General features: G+C 31.8%; 15 protein-coding genes. All 15 read left to right on the top strand.

Annotated elements, in window-relative coordinates; genetic code table 11:
* The first annotated feature begins 61 nt into the window (after positions 1-61).
* The 15 genes from WKS98_RS01450 (at position 62) to WKS98_RS01380 (ending at position 13,124) form a co-directional block, all read left to right on the top strand.
* On the top strand, positions 62-1,279 hold the full coding sequence (locus WKS98_RS01450; RefSeq protein WP_498916287.1) for a biotin/lipoyl attachment domain-containing protein: 1,218 nt from the start codon (positions 62-64) through the stop codon (positions 1,277-1,279).
* 8 nt (positions 1,280-1,287) lie between these two features.
* Positions 1,288-1,983, top strand: a complete 696-nt coding sequence (locus WKS98_RS01445; RefSeq protein ID WP_498916285.1) for a YggS family pyridoxal phosphate-dependent enzyme — start codon at positions 1,288-1,290, stop codon at positions 1,981-1,983.
* A gap of 8 nt (positions 1,984-1,991) precedes the next feature.
* On the top strand, positions 1,992-2,486 hold the full coding sequence (locus WKS98_RS01440; protein ID WP_498916283.1) for a cell division protein SepF: 495 nt from the start codon (positions 1,992-1,994) through the stop codon (positions 2,484-2,486).
* Positions 2,486-3,268: a YlmH/Sll1252 family protein gene (locus WKS98_RS01435; protein WP_498916281.1), complete on the top strand. Its 783-nt coding sequence runs from the start codon at positions 2,486-2,488 to the stop codon at positions 3,266-3,268. Before WKS98_RS01440 ends, WKS98_RS01435 begins: the two co-directional genes overlap by 1 nt.
* Positions 3,269-3,277: 9 nt before the next feature.
* On the top strand, positions 3,278-3,736 hold the full coding sequence (gene lspA / locus WKS98_RS01430; RefSeq protein WP_498916280.1) for a signal peptidase II: 459 nt from the start codon (positions 3,278-3,280) through the stop codon (positions 3,734-3,736).
* On the top strand, positions 3,733-4,407 hold the full coding sequence (locus tag WKS98_RS01425; RefSeq protein ID WP_498916279.1) for a uracil-DNA glycosylase: 675 nt from the start codon (positions 3,733-3,735) through the stop codon (positions 4,405-4,407). The genes lspA and WKS98_RS01425 overlap by 4 nt, the downstream gene beginning before the upstream one ends.
* Positions 4,404-5,345, top strand: a complete 942-nt coding sequence (locus tag WKS98_RS01420) for an RluA family pseudouridine synthase (protein ID WP_498916278.1) — start codon at positions 4,404-4,406, stop codon at positions 5,343-5,345. Before WKS98_RS01425 ends, WKS98_RS01420 begins: the two co-directional genes overlap by 4 nt.
* Before the next feature lies 1 nt (position 5,346).
* Positions 5,347-6,429 (top strand): DNA-processing protein DprA, encoded by a 1,083-nt coding sequence (dprA, locus tag WKS98_RS01415; RefSeq protein ID WP_498916276.1) that lies wholly within the window; start codon positions 5,347-5,349, stop codon positions 6,427-6,429.
* 4 nt (positions 6,430-6,433) lie between these two features.
* On the top strand, positions 6,434-8,497 hold the full coding sequence (topA, locus tag WKS98_RS01410; RefSeq protein ID WP_498916274.1) for a type I DNA topoisomerase: 2,064 nt from the start codon (positions 6,434-6,436) through the stop codon (positions 8,495-8,497).
* Between the two features lie 130 nt (positions 8,498-8,627).
* A complete protein-coding gene (gene rpsB, locus WKS98_RS01405; protein WP_498916272.1) occupies positions 8,628-9,440 on the top strand; it encodes a 30S ribosomal protein S2 in 813 nt (270 codons plus the stop codon).
* 87 nt (positions 9,441-9,527) lie between these two features.
* Positions 9,528-10,199, top strand: coding sequence for a translation elongation factor Ts (gene tsf, locus WKS98_RS01400; protein ID WP_498916270.1), 672 nt, complete (start codon positions 9,528-9,530; stop codon positions 10,197-10,199).
* Positions 10,200-10,346: 147 nt separating this feature from the next.
* Complete coding sequence (gene pyrH / locus WKS98_RS01395) at positions 10,347-11,060, top strand: UMP kinase (protein WP_498916269.1); 714 nt, start codon at positions 10,347-10,349, stop codon at positions 11,058-11,060.
* A gap of 1 nt (position 11,061) precedes the next feature.
* Entirely contained in the window at positions 11,062-11,619 is a 558-nt protein-coding gene (gene frr, locus WKS98_RS01390; protein WP_498916267.1) for a ribosome recycling factor, read from the top strand.
* 9 nt (positions 11,620-11,628) lie between these two features.
* Positions 11,629-12,348 carry an undecaprenyl pyrophosphate synthase gene (uppS, locus tag WKS98_RS01385; protein ID WP_498916266.1) on the top strand — a complete coding sequence of 240 codons (720 nt, stop codon included), beginning with the start codon at positions 11,629-11,631 and terminating at the stop codon, positions 12,346-12,348.
* Positions 12,348-13,124, top strand: a complete 777-nt coding sequence (locus tag WKS98_RS01380) for a phosphatidate cytidylyltransferase (protein ID WP_498916264.1) — start codon at positions 12,348-12,350, stop codon at positions 13,122-13,124. Before uppS ends, WKS98_RS01380 begins: the two co-directional genes overlap by 1 nt.
* The last annotated feature ends 6 nt before the right edge of the window (positions 13,125-13,130 follow it).

Raw genomic sequence — 13,130 nt, 5'->3', positions numbered from 1 at the left:
TCGTTTTTTTGCTCTTTATTTTGATATAATAAACAATAATGTAAGAAATGAGAAGGGTATTATGAAAATAACAAGACGAAAGAGAAAATTTAAGATTACCCCACAGATTTTGATATTATTATTGCTTATTTTAGTTATTGCAAGAAATGTATATTCAAAACAATTTAAATCTAAAACCTTAGAACTAAGTAGTATAGATAATTATGAAAGCACTTTAAATCTTAAAGGACCCGTAATAAGAGAAGAATATTTAATATCATATGGTGAAACTCTAAACACCGATAAAGATGTGATGGATAAGATTTCTGCTAATTCTAACATAGGATCTATTAATGGTTTTAAAAATAATTTAGACTTAAATCTTGAGTATGCAAAAAAACAAGCTGAAAAACTTAATAAAATTGAAGATATATATCATAAGAAGAGACAAAAAGAAGATACTAAAGACGACAAGGACGAAAATAAAAGCGCTGTAGCTATTACTTCTGATTATATTTATGAAAAGGTTAAAAATAATGAGCTTGAGAGTCTAAAGAATTTAAAGGAAATAGACTATAACAATATTAATAAAAATAGAGAAGAGCTTAATTATTTAAAGAACAAGTACAATGTTGCTTCAGAAGTTTTAAGTAAAAATGGTGAAAATTTAAAAGTTTCAGTGTCTGGAGTACTTATAAATAAGGTTGATGGCTACGAGGATATTTTAGATCCATACGAAATAGATTTAGAAAACTTTGAATTCAAAATACCTTCTAGTAAATATAAAACTAAAGCTATTGGTGGTTCTAAAATAGTTAATAATAACTTTTTCTACTTATATTTTAAAGTTCCAAATTCAAAGTTAAATGGGAAATCTGAAGTTGGAGATAGAATAAAAATAAAAATAGAAAAGGAATACTTAGAAGGAGAAGTATCAGAATTATTTGATGATGGCAAAAGCGCTAAATTTTTAATTAAATTTGATCAAGGCTTTAATTTAATAGAAAATACTAGATTTTTAGATTTTAAATTAGTCAAAGATGAAGAGAAGGCCTTTTTAATTCCAACATCAAGTCTTGTAAAAAAAGACGAACTATGGGGTGCCTTTGTAAAAAATCCGTCAGGTATTGTAGAGTTCAAAGCTGTTAAGATTATTAGTGAAGATGGAAAGAATACCTTTGTTTCTATCGGAAAAGATGGTATGATTACATTTGGTGGAAAGAACTATAAAACATTAGACTTGTATGATGAAGTATTACTCCACCCTAAATTGGTTAAAGACAATGAATTATTAGAATAGGTGATTTTTTGAGTATTGCTGAAAACTTAGATAATATTAAAAATAATATTGATATAATAAAAAAAGAAAAGGGACTGGACTATGATATAACTTTAATCGCGGTTTCTAAAACTGTCGACGAAGAAAAAGTTTTAGAAGCCTATGAACATGGGCAACATGACTTTGGAGAGAATAAAGTTCAGGAACTTACAAAAAAAGAAAGTTCATTAAATAATTTAGAAGATATTAACTTTCATATGATTGGGTATTTACAAAGTAATAAGGTAAAATATTTAGTTAATACAGCGAAGTTAATTCACTCACTAGACAGAAAATCTTTAATCAAAGAGATGGAAAAAAGAGGTAAGAGCGAAGACTTTATATTCAACTGTCTAATCCAAGTTAATCTGGCTAAGGAAGAATCAAAATCTGGAATTTATTTAGAAGACTTAGAGGAGTTATTAACTTCAATAGAAGGTTCAAAATATATAAAAGTTAAGGGGCTAATGATGATTGCACCTTTTTATGAAGATGCAGAAGAGGTACGACCATTATTTAGACAAATGAAAGAACTTTTTAACGAACTTAATGTTAGGGATTTTAAAAATATTGAAATGAAATACCTGTCCATGGGTATGAGCCACGACTATAAAGTCGCTGTGGAAGAAGGATCTAACATGGTTAGGATTGGAACAGATATATTTGGAAAAAGAGTTTATGTTTAGGAGGAGCTATGGGCAAATTTGATAAATTTAAAAGTCTTTTAGGATTGGAAGACGAATATGATGACGATGAGTATTATGAAAGAGATTATTTAGACGAAGATTATTACGACGATGTAAGGGATCACGATGAACCTGAAATTAAAGAAGAGTACAGTGAACCTGTATCTACTTCAAGCAGATATAAGAAAAATAATGTAGTTCCATTTAATGACAATTACTCATCAGACAGAGTGAAAATCTTAATACATGAACCAATTTCATATGAAGATGCACCTCCAGTTTTAGATGATATATTATCTAAAAATGTTGTAGTGCTTAACTTGGAGATGTTGGACATAGATATTAAGAGAAAGACATTTGACTTTGTTAGCGGTGGAATTTATGCACTTGACGGCAAAATACAAAAAGTTAGTAAGGATATATTTGTAATAGCTCCAAAAGAACTTGAAATAGACGGCAAGTTAAAAGATCAAATCGCTAGTAAAGGATTTTATCAATTATAATGTCTAAGGAATTAGACAAAATATTAGGTCATATTACGGACCTGGAGACAAAGCAGACTATCAAAAGTTTTTATGATAGTCTATTTGTGGTTATGGAAAAAAGTTTTCCATACTGCACCGACTTTATGACACCGATAGAGATAAAGTATGCTATATCACTTATGAATACATTTGGCTTTGACCTCTACCTTGTGTATCCGAGCTTAAAGGAATGTGAGCGTAATGTTATTATCCTTTTTGGAGAGTATTTTGAGCCGGATCCTGAAGAGTATATAAAGGCTTTGTCCTTTAAAATACCTGATGAAGATATAAATCACCGTGATGTTTTAGGTTCACTTTTATCTTTAGGCATAAATAGGAGCAAGGTTGGAGATATTCTTTTCACAAAGACTAATGTAGTATTATTCATTAGAAACACTATTGAAAACTATATACTGAGTAATTTCTTTAAGGTTCGTAATCAAAATATTTCCATTGAAGAAATATCTGACTTTGACTTCAAAGAGGTGGAGCAAAACTATGTAAAAGAAACCATGGTTGTGTCATCACTTAGACTTGATACAATTTGTTCAGGGTTAATGAAATCTTCAAGAAAAAAATCCAGTGACAAAATAACTAGGGGCGAAGTAAAACTGAACTATGTTGAAGAAAAATCTACACACCAACTAGTTGAGGACTTTTCTGTTATTTCCATAAGAGGCTATGGCAGATTCAGATTTTTAGAGCCTTTATCACGGACAAAGAAAGACAACTATGTTGTAGAATACTTAAAATACATTTAGGAGAAAATTGTGACATTAGTAATTATTTTAGCAGTAATTATTTTAGACCAAATTACAAAATATTTAGCAATAGGACTTAAAAAAGGTTCAATTAAATTAATAGACAACTTCTTAAGCCTGGTCTATGTGGAGAATAGGGGAGCTGCTTTTGGAATTCTCCAGGGCAAAAAAATAATCCTTCTTTTCTTTACATTTCTTATAATTATGGCTATGTGCTACTATCTTTATAAAGGGCAAAAAAGCATGGCAACAATATCAAAACTTTCTATTTCATTAATAATCGGAGGAGCTATAGGAAATTTAATAGACCGAGTTTTTAGACATTTCGTAATAGACTTTATATCCGTAACATTTCCAAATGGTTACGAATTCCCTGTATTTAATGTAGCTGATATTGCAGTGGTTTGTGGAACATTTTTACTTATAATTGCCTTTATGAAAACAAATGACTTTGAGGAGTTACAATGATAGAGTTTAATAATAGTTGGGATGAACTTTTAAAAGATGAATTCCAAAAAGAGTATTATCAAAAACTTCGGAAGATTTTAATAAACGAATATAAAAATTATGAAATATTTCCAGATATGTATCTTATTTTTGATGCGTTAAAAAAAGTTAGCTACGAAGATGTAAAGGTGGTTATAATTGGACAAGATCCTTATCATGGAGTTGGACAAGCCCATGGGCATAGCTTTTCAGTTTTGCCAGGAGTCATGATTCCACCGTCACTTAGAAATATATACAAAGAAATAGTTGATGATGTGGGAGGTTATATTCCAAACAACGGCTACTTAATGAAGTGGGTGAATCAAGGAGTATTGCTTCTAAACACCACTCTTACAGTTAGAAGGGGTCAAGCAAATTCGCATAAGGATATTGGATGGCAAATTTTAACTGACAAGATTATAGAAATACTAGGGAGTAGAAAAGAGCCAATAGTATTTATACTTTGGGGTAGTCATGCTATATCAAAAAAGCAGTTTATTAATCAAAAAATTCATTATGTAATACAATCTCCACATCCATCACCTCTTTCAGCTTATAGAGGTTTTTTTGGAAGTAAGCCCTTTTCAAAGACTAATGAATTTTTAATATCCCACAACTTAGAACCAATAGATTGGCAGATTGAAAATATATGAAAGAACTAGAAATAATTGCAAAAGAAGATGGAATAAGAATTGATAAATACATTACAGATTATTTAGAAGATTACACTAGAAACTTTGTAAAAAAACTTATTACATCTAAAGAGGTCCTTGTAAATGGAAGAGCTATAAAGCCATCATACAATGTTAAGTCAAATGACATTATTAAAATTTTACTTCCAACGGAAGAGATGGGTAAAATTGATGCTGAAGACAAGGACATAGATATAATTTACGAAGATGACTATCTTGCTGTTTTAAATAAACCATCTGACCTAATAGTTCACCCAACAGAGACGGTAAGAGAAAATACGCTTGTAAACAGATTGCTTTGCAAACTTGATAAACTTTCAGAAATTTACGAACCCTTTAGACCTGGAATAGTTCATAGGCTAGACAAGGATACATCTGGGCTTATTATTATTGCAAAGGATAACGATACCCATGAGAAACTTAAAGATATGTTTCAAAATAGGGAAGTTGAAAAGCATTATGTTGCAATTGTGCATGGTAAAATTAATGAAGAAATCACTATAGAAAAGCCAATAGGAAGAGATGTAAACAATAGGACTAAGATGACAGTATGCGATGATGGGAAATATGCAAAGTCTATTGTCAAACCGATTTGTTTTAATGATGATTACTCATTAGTCGAAGTTTCAATATTAACAGGCAGAACACATCAAATAAGAGTTCATCTATCATATTTACACCATCCTGTATTAGGTGATAAAACCTATGGAATAAAAAAAGAAAAGGTTAATACTGATAGGCAAATGTTACATGCATTCTATTTGAAATTTCATCATCCCATATTGGACAAGGATATTAACTTAATTGCTCCACTTCACGAAGATTATATAGAAGCAATAAGAAAGTGCAAATTAGATTATGAATGCTATCAAGAGTTAGTTTCAAAACTGGAGGACTAAATTGGATAAAAATCTAATACTATTTTGTAATGTTCTATCAATTTCAAATAAAGCTGCCGTAGCCATTATTGAATTTTTTTCTGATTATAAAAGCTTAATAGAAGATATAGACCAAATTAAAGAAATCAAAGGACTTGACAAGAGAATTTCTGAAAGGATTTTGAAGAACAGAGATTTTGATTTGAAAAGCTATATGGAAAGGGTTAGGAGTTTGGGAGTACAGACGACCTTCATAGACGATGAAGACTATCCTGTAAACTTAAATTACATAGAAGATCCACCACTTATGTTATATTATTTAGGAAATTTACAAAAAGATGACATGTATGGTATATCCATAGTTGGGTCAAGAAAATGCACTTCATATGGAGCGTGGGCATGTAAAGAAATAGCTAGAGATCTCTCAAGAAATGGAATACCAATAATTTCTGGACTTGCCTATGGTATAGACAAAATATCTCACGAAACCAGTTTGGAAAATAAAAATAGGACCATAGGTGTAATAGGAAATGGAATTGATGTTATATATCCTAATACGCATAGGGACTTATATGAAAGAGTTTCAAGAAATGGAGCTGTGGTATCTGAATACCCACTGGGAACAACTCCGAAAAATTATAATTTTCCATATCGAAACAGAATAATTTCCGGAATTGGACAAGGTGTTGTTGTGGTGGAAGCGATGAAAAAATCAGGTACTTTAATTACTGCAAACTATGCCTTAGACCAAGGGAAAGATGTGTTTGCAATACCTGGAAATATAAATAGCTTTTATAGCCTTGGAACAAATGCACTTATTAGAGAAGGGGCAAAAATTGTAACTGAAGTTGATGATATTTTAGAAGATATAATTTGCCCGAAGGAAACAAAAGATAATGAAGAGATTATAATTAAACTGGAAGATCCAATAGAAAATGATATTATAAATATATTGTTAAACACACCATGCACCAGTGATATAATATCAGACCAACTAGGAATTGCAGTAGAAGATATAAATGCAACCTTGACTAAGCTTGAAATGAGAGGTTATGTAACGGAAGAAATGGGTGGAATATTTTACCCAATAGTTAGAAAGGAATGATAGAGTGGCTAAAAAGTTAGTAATTGTCGAGTCTCCTACAAAGGCAAGGACCATTGGTAAAATATTGGGAAGTAATTATAAAGTAATAGCTTCTGTAGGCCATTTAAGAGACTTACCCAAAAGTAAAATGGGAATTGATATAGAAAATAACTTCGAACCTGAATATATAAGCGTTAGGGGAAAAGGTGATGTAATAAAGCAGATTAAAAAAGAAGCGAAAGCATCGGATAAAGTCTTATTGGCAACTGACCCGGATAGAGAAGGGGAAGCCATATCTTGGCATATTTCTACATTATTAAAACTGGACCCAGAAGACGAAAATAGGATTGAATTTCACGAAATAACAAAGGATACGGTTAAAAATTCAATTAATAAACCAAGAGCGATAGACATGCGTCTTGTAGATGCTCAACAAGCTCGTAGAGTCCTTGATAGACTTGTTGGTTATGAGATATCGCCTATTCTTTGGAAGAAGGTAAAAAGTGGCCTTAGCGCTGGTAGAGTACAGTCAGTGGCTCTCAGACTTCTGTGCGAAAGGGAAAAGGAGATAAGAGAGTTTGAACCTCAAGAATATTGGACAGTAACTGCTAATCATAAAAAAGATAAGATGGATTTTGAATCAAGCTTCTATGGTTTTTACAAAGATGGTAAAGAACAAAAGCTTGATATAAAAACTGAAAAGGGAGCTAATGAAATTTTAAGTAAGCTCGATAAGGATAAGTTTAAAGTTGTTGATGTAAAGGTGGGAACTAAGAGTAAAAATCCATACCCTCCATACACTACAAGTACATTACAGCAGGATGCAAATAGAAGACTTAATTTTTCAGCATCTAAAACGATGACAGTTGCTCAACAACTTTATGAAGGGATAAGACTTGGTAGAGCGGGAAGTGTAGGTTTAATATCATACATGAGAACCGACTCGACAAGAATTTCTTCAGGTACAGTTCAAGATAGTTTAAATTATATCATTAAAAACTTTGGCAAAGAATATGCTACAAAGGGGAATCCATACGGAAAAAACAAGAAGAATTCACAGGATGCCCACGAAGCTATTAGACCAAGTTCTGTTCTAAGAACTCCAGAATCTATTGAAGATTACCTAAGCAGAGATCAGTATAGACTATACGAACTTATTTGGACAAGGACAGTTGCAAGTCAAATGACTCCTGCAAAATATAAAACAACAGCCGTTGTAATTGACAACAATAATTTTATCTTCAAGACAAATGGAAATGTAGAATCATTTAAAGGCTTTACAAAGCTTTATAAAATAAATGATACAGATGTTATTCTTCCAGAAATAAAAAAAGATGATGTATTAAAAGCTGAAAACATTGATAAGAAACAACATTTTACAAAACCTAAATCCAGATTTACCGAAGCGAATCTAGTAAAGACATTGGAAGAGGATGGAATTGGAAGGCCAAGTACCTACGCATCAATTATTAGTTCATTAACGAAAAGAAATTATGTTGAGCTAAAGCAAAAGAAATTTTTTACTACAGACCTTGGAGAAAAAGTAAATGAATTCTTAATAAAGTATTTTGATGAGATAATAAATGAAAAATTCACTGCAGATATGGAAGCGGAGCTTGATAAAATTGCAGATGATGGACTTGATTGGAAAAAGCTTGTAGCTGACTTCTATGATAATTTTGAAAAGAAATTACAAAATGCTAAAAAGGACAAAGACAATTTTAAAGTCGTGCCTAAAAAAACTGGAGAAAAATGTCCTGAATGTGGCCATGACCTAGTTGTTAAACATGGAAGAAACGGAAAATTTGTAGGATGTAGCAACTTCCCTGAATGCACTTATACAAAAGTATTGGTGAAGAAGATAGGAGTTAAATGTCCAGATTGTAAAGATGGGGACATAATAGAAAAGGTTTCAAAAAGAGGAAAAATATTTTATGGATGTTCAAACTATCCAGAATGTGAATTTGCAGTATGGGATAAGCCTATAAATGAAAAATGCCCTAAATGTGGTAATATTTTAGTTCACAAAAAAAATAGAAAGGTCGATGAAATAAGGTGTTCTAACACCGAATGTGATTATGTGAAATAATTATTTGCATTAAAGTTTCAAATATGTTATTATACACAAGTAAAACACACATTTGAGGATTGCAGGAGAGTTGCTTATAAGTCCTTTTGCAAGATGAATCAAATGGAGGTAAAAACAAGGAGGAAAAAATATGTCAGTAGTATCAATGAAAAGCCTGTTAGAAGCAGGTGTACACTTTGGACATCAAACTAGAAGATGGAATCCAAAGATGAAGAAATTTATCTTCACAGAAAGAAACGGAATCTATATTATAGATTTACAAAAGACTGTTAAGCAAATTGAAGATGCTTACAAATATGTAAGGGACTTAGTTGCAGATGGTGGAACTGTTTTGTTTGTTGGAACAAAAAAACAAGCTCAAGAAGCTATCGAAACAGAAGCAAAGAGAGCTGGACAACCATTTGTTAGCCAAAGATGGTTAGGTGGTATGTTAACAAACTACAAAACTATCAAAAGTAGAATCGACAGACTTAATGAATTAAAAGAATTAGAAGAAAACAACACTTTTGATCTTCTTCCAAAGAAAGAAGTAATTCAATTACGTCATGAAATGGAAAGACTTGAAAAGTATCTTGGTGGAATAAAGAATATGAAAGGTCTTCCAAATTGCCTATTTATTATTGACCCTAAGAATGAAAGTATTGCAGTTAATGAAGCAAGAATATTAGGTATTCCTGTTGTTGCTGTAGTAGACACAAATACAGATCCAGATGAAATTGATATTCCAATTCCAGGAAACGATGATGCTATTAGAGCTGTAAAACTTCTTACAAGCATTATAGCAGATGCAGTTGTTGAAGCTAACCAAGGCGCTCAACACGATGACGTAGAAGAATCTGAAGAAACAGAAGAAGACTTTGAAGAAGTAGAAGAAACTGAAGAAGAATCTGATGACTTTGGAGAAGAAATAGTAGTAGAAATAGAAGAAGACAAAGAGGATTAATAATAATCTTATAATAGATAAACAGAGATCATTTAAAGGTAAGGGATAAACTCTTACCTTTATTGTAAAAACAAAGGAGGATTACCAATGGCTATAAAAGCATCAATGGTTAAAGAATTAAGAGACATGACCGGTGCAGGTATGATGGATGCAAAGAAAGCATTAGAAGAAACCAATGGAGATATTGAAAAGGCAAAAGAACTTTTAAGAGAAAAAGGACTTGCAGCTTCCGCTAAAAAGGCAGGAAGAATTGCAGCAGAAGGCTTAGTAGATGCTTATATCCATGGTGGAAGAATTGCTACAATTGTTGAAGTTAATACTGAAACAGACTTCGTAGCAAAGAATGAAGAATTTATCCAATTTGTTAGAGACATAGCTATGCAAGTTGCTGCAAGCTCTCCAAAATATGTTTCTAGAGATGAAGTTCCTGAAGAAGAAGTTGCAAAGGAAAGAGAAATTCTTATTCACCAAGCAATGAATGAGAACGCTGAAAAGGGAATGGACCCAGAGCGTTCAAAAGACATAGCTCATAAAAAAGTTGAAGGTAGATTAAACAAATTCTATGAAGAAATTTGTCTACTAGACCAACCTTTCATAAAAGATCCATCAATGACTGTTCAAACTCTTTTAACTAATCTAATTGCGAAAATTGGAGAAAATATTAAGATTAGAAGATTTGAAAGATTTGAAGTTGGGGAAGGATTAGAAAAAAGAGAAGAAGACTTCGCAGAAGAAGTTTCAAAGCAAATAAATCAATAGATTTTAAAGCGAGCATCTGCTCGCTTTTTTTGTAAGTTTATTTAAAGGTTTCTTTGATAGTATAAATTTAAGAAGGCTTTAATTAGTTGAATTAACATTATGATAATGGTAAAATTTAATAGAATATAATGTTTTGGAGGTTTGATTTTGGGACTCGCTTTTAAGAGGGTAATAATAAAACTTAGTGGAGAAGCTTTATCAGGTGGAAAGGGCCATGGCCTTGATGATAAAGTAATAGAAAATATTTGTAAGTCTATAAAAGAAGTACATGAACTTGGAATGGAAATAGCCATTGTAGTTGGTGGTGGAAACTTCTGGAGAGGAAGATCTTCAGAAAATATTGATAGACCTACATCGGATAACATGGGAATGTTAGGAACTGTTATTAATGCACTTAGACTTCAAGCAAGCCTAGAAAACTTAGGCATTGAAACTAGAGTTCAAACTGCAATTGCTATGCAAGAGGTTGCAGAGCCATATATTAGAAGAAAGGCTATGAGACATATTGAAAAAGGTAGAATTGTAATATTCGGTGGTGGCTCAGGATTACCATTTTTCTCAACGGATACAACAGCTGCATTAAGAGCTGCAGAGATAAAGGCTGATGCGATTCTATTAGGTAAGACTGGAACAGATGGCATCTATAATAAAGATCCTAATAAGTTTGATGATGCTGTTAAGTATGACAAGCTAAAATATATAGAAATCATTAACCAAGGATTGGGAATAATGGATTCTACAGCAACATCTCTTTGTATGGATAACGACATACCTGTAGTTGTATTTGGTATTGATGAACCAGAAAACCTTGTTAAAGTTGCTAATGGCGAAAATATTGGAACAATTGTAAAAGGAGAATAGTATGTATACAGATGTAATTAAAAATTTAGAAAAAGATATGAAGAAAAGTATAGTTGCATATCAAGAAGAGTTAAAAAATGTTAGAGCTGGTAGAGCTAATCCTTCACTACTTGATAATATTTCAGTTGAGTATTATGGAACAATGACTCCAATTAATCAAGTTGCTACTATAAATGTTGCAGAAGCAAGATTACTAACAATTCAACCTTGGGACAACTCTGTACTAGGAGAAATTGAAAAGGCTATTTTGAAATCAAATTTAGGTATTACTCCTTCAAATGACGGAAAGATAATTAGACTTCCTTTCCCTGCACTAACTGAAGAAAGAAGAAAAGACTTGGTTAAGTTAGTTAAGGAATATGGCGAAAAAGCTAAAGTGGCAATCAGGAACCAAAGAAGAGATGCCATGGATAAAGTAAAGAAAATGGAAAAGAAATCTGAAATTTCAGAGGATGAATTAAGAACTGCTGAAGATGATATACAAAAGACAACTGATAAATTCACTGAAGAAATTGATAAGATATCAAAGAATAAAGAAGCAGAATTAATGGAGATCTAGGAGAATTTGATGGCAAAAAATTCGCTTGACGAATTAGATTTAAATAAGATACCTGAACATGTGGGTATAATACTTGATGGTAACGGACGATGGGCAAAGAAAAGATTCATGCCAAGAATGGCAGGACATAGAGAGGGTATGAAAAGGGTTGTTGATATAGTAGAGGCTTCATCTAACCTTGGAATAAAGTATCTTTCTCTATATGCTTTTTCTACAGAAAATTGGAAGAGACCTACAGAAGAAGTAAGTGCATTAATGAATCTTTTAATAGTTTATGTTGATTCACAGCTAAAGAGGCTTTCGGATAACAATGTTATTGTAAAAACAATTGGGGACATTTCAAAACTTCCTGATAAGTCTAGAGAGGCTATTGAAAGAGCTTGTGAAAATACTAAGAATAATACGGGCATGGTTCTTAACTTAGGTTTAAATTATGGTAGTAGAAGTGAAATAATAAGAGCTGTTGAGAGGATTGTCAACAGTTCATATGATGTAAATAACCTTACGGAAGATAATTTTAAAGAATTTCTTGATACAAAATCCCAGCCTGATTTGGATTTGTTGATTCGTCCAGGTGGAGAAAAGAGACTTAGTAACTTCATGTTGTATCAAGTAGCATATGCAGAGCTTTATTTCTGCGATACTCTTTGGCCTGACTTTAAAGAAGAAGAGTTATATAAGGCCATATTAGATTTTCAAAGTAGAAATAGACGTTTTGGAGGAATATAATGAACAATTTGGCTTTAAGAACCTTAACAGGTATATTTTTACTATTTGTTATAATAGGTTCCACAATACAAGGTGGAATTTTATTATTTCTATTTTTATTATTCCTCTCCATAGTAGGTGTGTATGAATTTTACAAAGCTATGGGCAAGTTAGATTATAAGCCAAACTTATATTTAGGAATATTATTTGCAATAATCCTCATTACTACAAACTATTTAGGTTTCAATAAGCATGAGGGAAATATTATAATTTTATTTTCAGCTATTTTAATGTTTATTTTAACTTTTAAAGAAAAGCTGGATATTAATTCTCTGTTCTTACAGGTGTTTACTATGATATATATTCCACTTTCACTAAGCAGAATACTCTTGCTTGCAAAAAGTGATTTAGTGTGGCTAATATATATAAGCGCTTGGGGAACAGACACTTTTGCATATATAGCTGGTAATCTATTTGGAAAACATAAACTTGCTGAAAAAGTAAGTCCAAAAAAGACTATTGAAGGTTCTATTGGTGGAATAATAGGAACATTAATATTGACATTGCTATATGCATATTTTATGAAATTAGATAATTACATCACTTTGTTATTGGCGGGATTTATAGGATCTATAGTTGCACAACTAGGAGATCTATGCGCATCAAAGTTTAAAAGACTTTCAAACACCAAGGATTATGGTTTTGTGTTTTTAGGGCATGGTGGTGTTCTTGATAGATTTGACTCAGTGCTTTTTACGGCACCGTTCATTTATATGATTTATCTAATGCTATATTAGAGGAGG

Source organism: Lagierella sp. ICN-221743 (assembly GCF_037890055.1).
Classification (GTDB): Bacteria; Bacillota; Clostridia; order Tissierellales; family Peptoniphilaceae; genus Mediannikoviicoccus.
The sequence above is the reverse complement of the archived record's forward strand: the minus strand, read 5'-3'. Positions and strand labels throughout refer to the sequence as shown.

What these genes read in the sequence shown, in the direction of transcription:
- WKS98_RS01420 (WP_498916278.1), top strand. Translation starts at nt 4,404, where the DNA reads ATGAAAGAACTAGAAATAATTGCAAAAGAAGATGGAATAAGAATTGAT.
- WKS98_RS01380 (WP_498916264.1), top strand. Translation starts at nt 12,348, where the DNA reads ATGAACAATTTGGCTTTAAGAACCTTAACAGGTATATTTTTACTATTT.
- uppS (WP_498916266.1), top strand. Translation starts at nt 11,629, where the DNA reads ATGGCAAAAAATTCGCTTGACGAATTAGATTTAAATAAGATACCTGAA.
- WKS98_RS01425 (WP_498916279.1), top strand. Translation starts at nt 3,733, where the DNA reads ATGATAGAGTTTAATAATAGTTGGGATGAACTTTTAAAAGATGAATTC.
- frr (WP_498916267.1), top strand. Translation starts at nt 11,062, where the DNA reads ATGTATACAGATGTAATTAAAAATTTAGAAAAAGATATGAAGAAAAGT.
- WKS98_RS01440 (WP_498916283.1), top strand. Translation starts at nt 1,992, where the DNA reads ATGGGCAAATTTGATAAATTTAAAAGTCTTTTAGGATTGGAAGACGAA.
- rpsB (WP_498916272.1), top strand. Translation starts at nt 8,628, where the DNA reads ATGTCAGTAGTATCAATGAAAAGCCTGTTAGAAGCAGGTGTACACTTT.
- tsf (WP_498916270.1), top strand. Translation starts at nt 9,528, where the DNA reads ATGGCTATAAAAGCATCAATGGTTAAAGAATTAAGAGACATGACCGGT.
- WKS98_RS01450 (WP_498916287.1), top strand. Translation starts at nt 62, where the DNA reads ATGAAAATAACAAGACGAAAGAGAAAATTTAAGATTACCCCACAGATT.
- WKS98_RS01435 (WP_498916281.1), top strand. Translation starts at nt 2,486, where the DNA reads ATGTCTAAGGAATTAGACAAAATATTAGGTCATATTACGGACCTGGAG.